We start from the raw sequence: 4,952 nt of genomic DNA, 5'->3' as shown, positions 1-4,952 counted from the left end.
ACACTGCGCGACAGCGGCGGCCGGTCGCTGACCGAAGCCCTGGCCACACTCTTCGAACACACCGCGGCCCTCTCCGCGCTCACCCGACCCGCCGTGCGCGCGGTCCTGGACGTGGACACCTCCGGCACCTGGCCCGCCCCCGACCAGTGGCCCGCGCCCGAGAAGGCGGCCGAACGTCTGCTCACCGGCGAGGTCGACTCGGTCCGCGACACCCTGCCAGGCGACGCCGCCGCGGTGATGGGCGCCTTCACCGAACGCGTCGGCACCGCCAAGGTCACCGACGGCGAGCTCAAGAGCGCCGGAACCCGCATGTCCCAGGCCCTGCGCACCTTCCAAGAAGCCCTCGGCGGCGACGCCGAGGGCTACCGGGTCGACCACGAGGTCGGCGCCAGCGGCCTGGTCACCGTCCACGTCAACGACGAGAACGGACGCACCCCCGTCTCCGCGTTCACCCGCGCCGTGGCCGCACGCGTACAGGAACAGGGCGCGCTCCTGCGCGACGAGGAACAGGGCCTCCTGGAGGACGAACTGCTCGGCGGCATCGCCCAACAGATCCACGAACGCGTCCGCACCGCCAAACAACTGGTACGCGCCATGGACCGCGACACCCGCGCCCGCCCCATGTCGTCGGGCACCCGGGTGGGCATCCGCTGGTCCCGCTCCGACGGACTCGGCGACCACCAGCGCAAGGCCGCCGACCTGGTCGGCCGCGACGGTGACGGCCTCGGCCCCCGAGGGCTCGGGGAGTTGCGCGGCGTCCTACGACAGATGATCCGCGACTACCACGCCGCCCACCCCCGTGCCGGTCACAAGCAGGTGCTGTCCGCGGTGCTGGACTACCGCACCTGGTACCGGTTCGAGCTGCGCCTGGCCGTACCGGGCAAGGACGAGGTCACCCTCACCAAGAACAAGCACGAACAGATGTCCGGCGGCGAGAAGTCCGCCGCCATCCACCTGCCGCTGTTCGCCGCCGCCAACGCCCTGTACACCTCGGCCACCCCCACCTGCCCGCGCGTGGTCGCCCTCGACGAGGCCTTCGCCGGCATCGACGACCGCTACAAGCCCGAGCTCATGGGCCTGACCGTCACCTTCGACCTCGACATGTTCATGACCGGTCACGACCTGTGGGTGCACTACGACAGCGTCCCCATGGCCGCGCACTACGACATGCACCACGACAAGGCGAGCGGCACCGTCTCCGCCCTGCTCATGCTCTGGGACGGCGAACAGACCCTGGACGCCGACGCCGGGTTCGCCGGCAACGAGGAACTCGCCGCCGAACTCCTGGGCATCACCCCGACCCGACACGTGCCCCGATCCACCGCCGGAACCCTCCTGGCCGAGGCTGAGGCCACCACATGAGCCCGGGCGCGCTCCGGGCGGCCCGGTGCTTCCACACCCATCACCAGGGGGGTAACGTGCTGCCGGCCGGAAGGAAGTCCTCCGGACACCCCGTGGGAAGAAGTACACGATGACGATGATCAAGCAGGTCGCCGACTTCGTCGGCAGGTGGTTCGCGCTCCTGGTCCTGCTGGGGGCCGTGGTCGGTCTGGTCGTGCCGGACCAGGCCTCCCTCATCACGCCGCACGTGTCCCTGCTGCTCGGCGTCATCATGTTCGGCATGGGGCTGACGATGCGCCCGGCCGACTTCGCCATCGTCGCCGAACACCCACGGGCCGTCGTCCTCGGCGTGCTCGCCCAGTACACGATCATGCCGCTGCTGGGGTGGGGCATCGCCCACCTGCTCAACCTGCCGCCACAGCTGGTGATCGGCATGATCCTGGTGGGGGCGTCCCCCGGTGGGACCGCCTCCAACGTCATCGTCTACCTGGCCCGCGGCAACGTCGCCCTGTCGGTGGCCATGACGTCGATCTCCACCATGCTCGCGCCGTTCGTCACCCCGCTCCTGGTGCTGCTCCTGGCCGGATCCACCCTGGACGTCTCGATCGCCGACATGTTCGTCTCGATCCTGCAGGTCGTCCTGCTCCCGGTGCTGGGCGGACTGCTGCTGCGCACCTTCGCCGACCGCGCCGTGTCCAAGGTCCTGCCGATCATGCCGCTGGTCTCGGTCACCGGCATCGTGTTCGTCGTCGCCGGCATCGTGGGCGCCAACGCCGACGCGGTCCTGAGCACCGGACTCCTCCTGGGCCTGGCGGTCATCCTGCACAACACCCTGGGTCTGGGACTGGGCTACCTCGTGGGCGTGGCCGGCCGGCTGCCCGACACCTCTCGTCGCGCCCTGAGCGTCGAGGTCGGCATGCAAAACTCCGGACTCGCCGCGACACTGGGCGCCACCCACTTCGAGCCGCTCGCCGCCCTGCCCGGCGCCCTGTTCTCGGTCTGGCACAACCTGTCCGGCGCGCTGGTGGCCACCTACTGGGTGCGCAAGACCCCCAAGGACGCCGACGAGCCGACCGAACCCGAACACGCCTGACCTCGGGGCTTGCCCGATCTCGACCTCTCATGCCAGGCTCTGGCTCCGATCATCCCCCGACCCGGAACGGAAAATCCACAGATGGGAAAGAAGAAGAGCAAGCGCAAGCCCGGCAAGGGACGCACCGAAATCCACCGCGGCCCCACCCGCGACCCGGGCGCGACGGGCAACGTGGGCTGCTACTTCATCTTCGCGGCGATGCTGGTCATCGCTCTGATCGTGGTGCTGCTGGAGGTCTTCGGCTGAAGTGGGAGGTCCTACCCCGGCACCTCCCACGACACACGCACGACCCCTGACCTCAACCGGACACGGGGCGATCACGCGAAGTAGCCGCGCGCTCACCTTCCCCCTGCCAGTCTGGGCACATGTTCGAGCGATTCCGCCTCTTCGCCCCGTGCTCCGGGCTCTTGCTGTTCACACTGCTGTACACCCCTCTCACACTGGTCGAGCGCACCGTCGTCTGGGCGACCCCGCCGACCCCGCCCGGGCTCAGCGCCCCGGTGGCCTGCCCGGGCGTCCACCCGCGCATCCCCCGCCCCCGCAAACCCCCGTACTGCCGCCACTGAACCCGGGAGCCGACATGAAACCCAGAAGACCCACGCCCACCTGACCCTCGGGACCCAGGTGGGCCCGAACAGCCCGCTGACCCCCGTCAGTGACTGACGGGGGTGCCAACTACGGGAGTCTGCCGGAGAAACTCGGGGCTCTACGGACCGGATCGGCCCCGCCGCGATCGGGGCCCGTGGGACCCCCGAACCCCGAGAGCCCCACACGTCCCGTCCCCCATTGGCTCACCAGGAAGGGGCGGGAACTCTCCCGAGAATCGCAAGCAACCCACGGGCCCGGTATCCCAAGGGTTTAGGACAGGAAACTTTCGAAAACCCAGAACCCGGACCTGACCTGCGAGAACATGACCCCGGCCCGCGCCTGGGCGCGGGCCCTCACACGTTCGGCGGTGGCTCCGGAACCTCCACACCGCTCATCCACCGTGCCAGGGCGCCCCGATCCACCAACACCATGTGACCCTCGCCCTGCGCCGCGGCGGCCTCGGTGAAGCCCGACGAGGACACGAAGACCCCCTCGTAACCCTCATAACCGCTGTGCAGCACGCCGATGAACGCACGCACGTCGTTGGGCGGCACCGCGTGATTCCAACGCTTGCACTGCACCACGACCTCTCGGCCGTCCGGAGCGCGCCCCACCACATCCGCCCCACCGTCGTCGGCGCCGCCCACCACGGTCACCGCCGTGTAGCCGCTCACCCGCATCAGCATGGCGACGTGTTCCTCGAACTCCACGCCCGTCATCAGGTCGACCTCGGACAGATCGACCCGCTCCATGGCCCGGCGTTCCCTCGCCCGAAGCCACCGCCCGCGTATCCACCAGACCAGGAACGCGCCCATCAGCGCCCCCGCCGCCCACAACATCGGACGCGCCGCGCTCTGCGCCACCCACGCGCCCGCCATCAGAGCCACGACCAGGGCCAGGACCACTGCGTGCCGGTGGCGCCACACCAGCCGCCACTCTCGGGGGCCCTTGGTCTCACTGTCGGGGGAGATACCTGTCATGGAGGGCACCTTCCCGGTGTTCGGCCGACCTCACCGCTCACCGACAGACACCGCTGTGTCCCTCGCCACCCCGTTCGCCAGCTCTGCCCGATAAGGTCGCCAACGAGGTGTTCTGTCCTTTCCTTTGGAAGACGAGAGAGGCCGAAGCATGAGCGAACATCGCAGGATCCTGGACCGTGTGTACGCCCTGAAGAGCCCCCAAGAGGCCGAAAGCGCCTACGACGAGTGGGCCGCCACCTACGAACACGACACCACCGAGGGCATGGGCTACGCCGCCCCCGAGCACGCGGCCGAACGCCTTCGCTCGCTGCTGACCGACCGGCCCCGGGTCGAGATCCTCGACGCCGGCTGCGGCACCGGCCTGGTCGGCGCCGCCCTCGCAGACCACGGCTTCCAGGTCATCGACGGCTTCGACCTCTCCACCGCCATGCTCGACAAGGCCCGCGCCAAGGGCCTCTACCGCGACCTCGCCAAGGCCGACCTCACACAGCGCCTGCCAGCCGAGGCCGACTCCTACGACGCGGTCATCTGCGTGGGCACCCTCACCGAAGGCCACGTGGGCCCCGAGGCCTTCGACGAACTCGTCCGCGTCGCCCGCCCGGGCGCCCCCATCGTCGTCACCGTCCTGGACCGCATTTGGAAACCCTCCGGTTACAAGGCCAAGGTCGAGGCCATCGAAGCGGCCGGCCTGGCACACCTGGAGGAGTCCACCCCGCAGAGCGTCTACCACGTCAAGGAGAACATCACCTGCAACCTGGTGGTCCTGCGCGCCCTGTAGCCCCACGCCCCGCCGCCCCACCAGGGCGGTGGGCCGGACCGGTCACTGATGGCCGCTTCCGGTCACGGCGTTGTCATCGATGGTCCAGCCCCGAAAATCAGCATGAAAGCGCACCTAGAAGCACCTTCGCCCGATTTGCTTGGGTTTTTTCGTGCTGAACTACCGCTGATCA

At 69.4% G+C, this 4,952-nt stretch carries 6 protein-coding genes; 5 read left to right on the top strand and 1 reads right to left on the bottom strand.

Going from position 1 to position 4,952, the window contains the following annotated elements; all coding sequences use genetic code 11:
• From K8V84_RS07915 to K8V84_RS07900, 4 genes are all read left to right on the top strand, one after another.
• The coding region (locus K8V84_RS07915; protein WP_304072413.1) for an SbcC/MukB-like Walker B domain-containing protein at positions 1 to 1,362 on the top strand (1,362 nt) is incomplete at its 5' end.
• A gap of 109 nt (positions 1,363 to 1,471) precedes the next feature.
• The gene (locus K8V84_RS07910) at positions 1,472 to 2,434 is read left to right on the top strand and encodes a bile acid:sodium symporter family protein (RefSeq protein WP_304072411.1); all 963 of its coding nucleotides are present in this window, start codon (positions 1,472 to 1,474) and stop codon (positions 2,432 to 2,434) included.
• An 81-nt stretch (positions 2,435 to 2,515) separates the two neighbouring features.
• The gene (locus K8V84_RS07905; RefSeq protein WP_304072408.1) at positions 2,516 to 2,680 is read left to right on the top strand and encodes a hypothetical protein; all 165 of its coding nucleotides are present in this window, start codon (positions 2,516 to 2,518) and stop codon (positions 2,678 to 2,680) included.
• Between the two features lie 119 nt (positions 2,681 to 2,799).
• Positions 2,800 to 3,000 (top strand): hypothetical protein, encoded by a 201-nt coding sequence (locus K8V84_RS07900; protein WP_304072405.1) that lies wholly within the window; start codon positions 2,800 to 2,802, stop codon positions 2,998 to 3,000.
• Positions 3,001 to 3,375: 375 nt separating this feature from the next.
• Here the strand turns inward: K8V84_RS07900 and K8V84_RS07895 are convergent, their stop codons facing one another.
• Positions 3,376 to 4,002, bottom strand: a complete 627-nt coding sequence (locus tag K8V84_RS07895) for a restriction endonuclease (RefSeq protein WP_304072402.1) — start codon at positions 4,000 to 4,002, stop codon at positions 3,376 to 3,378.
• A gap of 148 nt (positions 4,003 to 4,150) precedes the next feature.
• On the opposite strand from K8V84_RS07895, the gene K8V84_RS07890 reads away from it, so the two are divergent.
• Complete coding sequence (locus K8V84_RS07890; protein WP_304072398.1) at positions 4,151 to 4,780, top strand: class I SAM-dependent methyltransferase; 630 nt, start codon at positions 4,151 to 4,153, stop codon at positions 4,778 to 4,780.
• Positions 4,781 to 4,952 lie beyond the last annotated feature (172 nt).

It is taken from the genome of Nocardiopsis listeri (genome assembly GCF_020741345.1).
Lineage (GTDB): Bacteria > Actinomycetota > Actinomycetes > Streptosporangiales > Streptosporangiaceae > Nocardiopsis > Nocardiopsis listeri_A.
Note: the sequence above shows the minus strand (reverse complement) of the source record. Positions and strands in the feature narration are given on the sequence as shown.